At 50.9% G+C, this 2,885-nt stretch carries 4 protein-coding genes; 1 reads left to right on the top strand and 3 read right to left on the bottom strand.

What is annotated here, in order from left to right; all coding sequences use genetic code 11:
- Together hpaE and Q0231_RS10875 are read right to left on the bottom strand one after the other, a co-directional pair.
- A partial coding sequence (gene hpaE, locus Q0231_RS10880; RefSeq protein WP_299347691.1) for a 5-carboxymethyl-2-hydroxymuconate semialdehyde dehydrogenase occupies positions 1–1,353 on the bottom strand: 1,353 nt, incomplete at its 3' end.
- A gap of 16 nt (positions 1,354–1,369) precedes the next feature.
- A complete protein-coding gene (locus tag Q0231_RS10875) occupies positions 1,370–1,759 on the bottom strand; it encodes a 5-carboxymethyl-2-hydroxymuconate Delta-isomerase (RefSeq protein WP_299347690.1) in 390 nt (129 codons plus the stop codon).
- Between the two features lie 106 nt (positions 1,760–1,865).
- Between Q0231_RS10875 and hpaR the strand changes: the two genes are divergently transcribed.
- Positions 1,866–2,339, top strand: a complete 474-nt coding sequence (gene hpaR, locus Q0231_RS10870; protein WP_299347689.1) for a homoprotocatechuate degradation operon regulator HpaR — start codon at positions 1,866–1,868, stop codon at positions 2,337–2,339.
- Positions 2,340–2,352: 13 nt separating this feature from the next.
- Here hpaR and Q0231_RS10865 read toward each other — a convergent pair.
- A partial coding sequence (locus Q0231_RS10865; RefSeq protein WP_299347688.1) for an aminotransferase class III-fold pyridoxal phosphate-dependent enzyme occupies positions 2,353–2,885 on the bottom strand: 533 nt, incomplete at its 5' end.

Here is a 2,885-nt window from a genome sequence, read left to right as displayed (position 1 = left end):
AACCATGCCGGCTTGTAATTGATCGGAAACACGGAAGGCGCGGGTGACATCATTTGTCCAAACATATCCGGCAAGGCCGTAGTCAATATCGTTGGCGATTTCTAAGGCGTCTGCTTCATCAGCAAATGGAATGGCGGTGAGCACAGGGCCAAAGATCTCCTCTTGTGCAATCCGCATCTTATTGTTGGCATTGGTGAAAAGGGTCGGCTTGACGTAGCAACCGCCGCCCGGACCGGCAAATTTTTCGCCGCCCAACGCAATTGTTGCGCCATCTTGTTTGGCGATTTGAAAGTATTCGAGCACTTTCTTTTCATGTACCGGATGGATCAGGGGGCCAACGGTGGTTTCAGGATCAAGAGGATGGCCGACTTTGATTTTAGACGCTTTTTCAGCGATTTTGGCCGTGAACTCTTCGTAGATCGATTGTTCAACCAGAAGCCTAGAAGAAGATGTGCAACGTTCGCCATTGAGCGAATAGATCATGAAAACTGCAGCTTCTGCTGCCCGGTCCAAATCTGCGTCTGCAAACACGATCACCGGATTTTTGCCGCCAAGTTCAAAGTGGACCCGTTTTAGGGTTGGTGCGCCCTGCGCCATAATCATGGAGCCCGTGCGGCTTTCCCCGACAAAACCAATGGCTTTGATCAGCTTGTGTTCCGTCAGGGCTTTGCCAGCGTCTTCGCCTAGGCCATTAACGAGGTTCCAAACGCCTTTTGGCAAGCCTGCTTGTTCGGCAATTTCAACCAACAGACGCGCTGTTAGCGGGGAGAACTCAGCTGGTTTGTGCACAATGGTGCAGCCAGCGGCGAGGGCGGGTGCAATTTTCCATGTGGACAGCATGAAGGGCGTGTTCCAAGGGGTGATGACCCCCACCGGGCCGATGGCATGGCGGGTGGTCATATTGACCTGACCTTCTTTGCGCAGTGATTGACCGTCTTGTGCGGTGGGCGCGCGATCGGCGAAAAAGCGGAAGTTATCGGCACCGCGTAACGCCGCTTTGGACATGAAGCGCATGGATTGACCTGTGTCCATACACTCGATTAGTGCGATTTCTTCAGCCCGGGCTTCAATGCCATCGGCAATAGCGTGCAATATGGTTCTGCGCTGCGTGCCGGGCATGGTGGACCAGTTTTTGAATGCTGCATGTGCAGCTTTTGCTGCTTGGTCAATATCTTCAGCTTTGCCGTGCGCCACGTCGCATAATTTTGAAAGATCAACCGGGGTGATGCTTTCAAAGGTTGCGCCATCGGCTGCGGGCACAGCTTCGCCGTTGATGTAATTGGAAACGCCGTCCTGCTTGAACCGCTCTAAATAGCTATTTGCTTTTTCCATATTGGATTGAAAACTGGCCATAGTTGAGGTCCTAATTCTAGCTGTTCGATTTGAGGCGAGGATGGATGGTGTTCACTTTCCAGCTCAGATCTGGATCAATTTCGATGATTTCGAGGGACAATGCGAAATGTGGTTCCTTTAATAGGTCACTGCAGGTTTCGCTGACTTGGTTGATAAGGATTTGCCCGAACTCACGTTTTTGGTCTTGGGTCCGACCTGCGCCAATGCGCAAGACCAAATCGATGAATGTGTTTTTCTGGTGTTGGTCTGCAATTGAATATGCAGCTGCCGGATAAGCGCGCACCCGCACACCGCCTTTAGGGAATAGGTCAGAAGCGCACATTGTGTTGTTCAACTGATTGCACAATTGTTTCATATCAATGCGAGGCTCGATATTCTCTGAATATTGGATCATTAGATGTGGCATGTTCGCTCCTAACAATTAACATGTTAAGTAATATGCTAGGTATTGTCAATATGCGCTCTAGGTATGTTTTCTTGCATTTTTGGCGGTAATGGGCGACTTCTAGAGGATGAACGGTGAGAATCAAAACATGACTGCAGAGCAATTATTGGAAAAAACCAATCGGTCACTCCCCATCGTGTTGTTGCGCGCTCGAGAGTCGGTTATGGCGCATTTTCGGCCCATGTTGGCCGAGCATGGATTGACCGAGCAGCAGTGGCGGGTTCTGCGTGTTTTGAGCGAAGCAGGTGAATTGGATGCCAGCCATTTGGCACATCACGCTTGTATATTGCCACCCAGCCTAACGCGCATGCTCAAAACGCTTGAAGCAAACGGCTGGATCGTTGGGCGTCGTGACAAAAAAGACGGTCGGCGTATGCTGTTTAGTGCCACCGAAGAAGGTTTGCGCTTCATCGCAATGGTATCGCCCAAAGGCGCGGCAATTTACGAAGATATCGTTGACGCATTCGGCGAAGGTAAATTGCGTCAGTTGGTTGATCTGCTCGATGAGTTGCAAACCAAAGTAAATGGCGCCGCCAAATAGCGACGCCTTTTTTTTACGCGTTTGCGGCGGCGGTTAGGCCCTTGTCCAATGCGCTCATCATTCTTGTGACATCGTTGGATGTGATGATCAGTGGGGGTGACAGAATGATATTGTTGCCAGAAACCCGAATAGTGACCCCGTCAGCATAAGCTCCTTCAAATGCAGCTGCCATGGCGGCTTTTGAAGCTGGGACTTTCGTTTCTCGGTCCGCTACCAATTCAATTGCAGCCATTAAGCCGATGCCTCGCGTATCACCAGCGATCTGATGCTTTTCTTTGAGTTGGGCAAGTCCCGCTTGTAGTTCTACGCCGCGCTCTTTGGCATTTTCCCAAACACGTGCCTTTTTGGTTTCTGCCAACGTCGCCAACGCAGCCGCACAACCTACCGGATGGGCTGAATAGGTGTAGCCGTGGCCAATATTGCCGGTTGCGTCTTTGTTGGCTTCAAAAGCTTCTGCGACTTTTTCGCCGATCATGGCGGCACCGAAAGGGAAATATGAGTTGGTGACCGCTTTGGCGGTACACATCATGTCTGGTGCAACACCCC

It is taken from the genome of uncultured Maritalea sp., assembly GCF_937139385.1.
GTDB classification, from domain to species: Bacteria; Pseudomonadota; Alphaproteobacteria; order Rhizobiales; family Devosiaceae; genus Maritalea; species Maritalea porphyrae_A.
The sequence above is the reverse complement of the archived record's forward strand: the minus strand, read 5'-3'. Positions and strand labels throughout refer to the sequence as shown.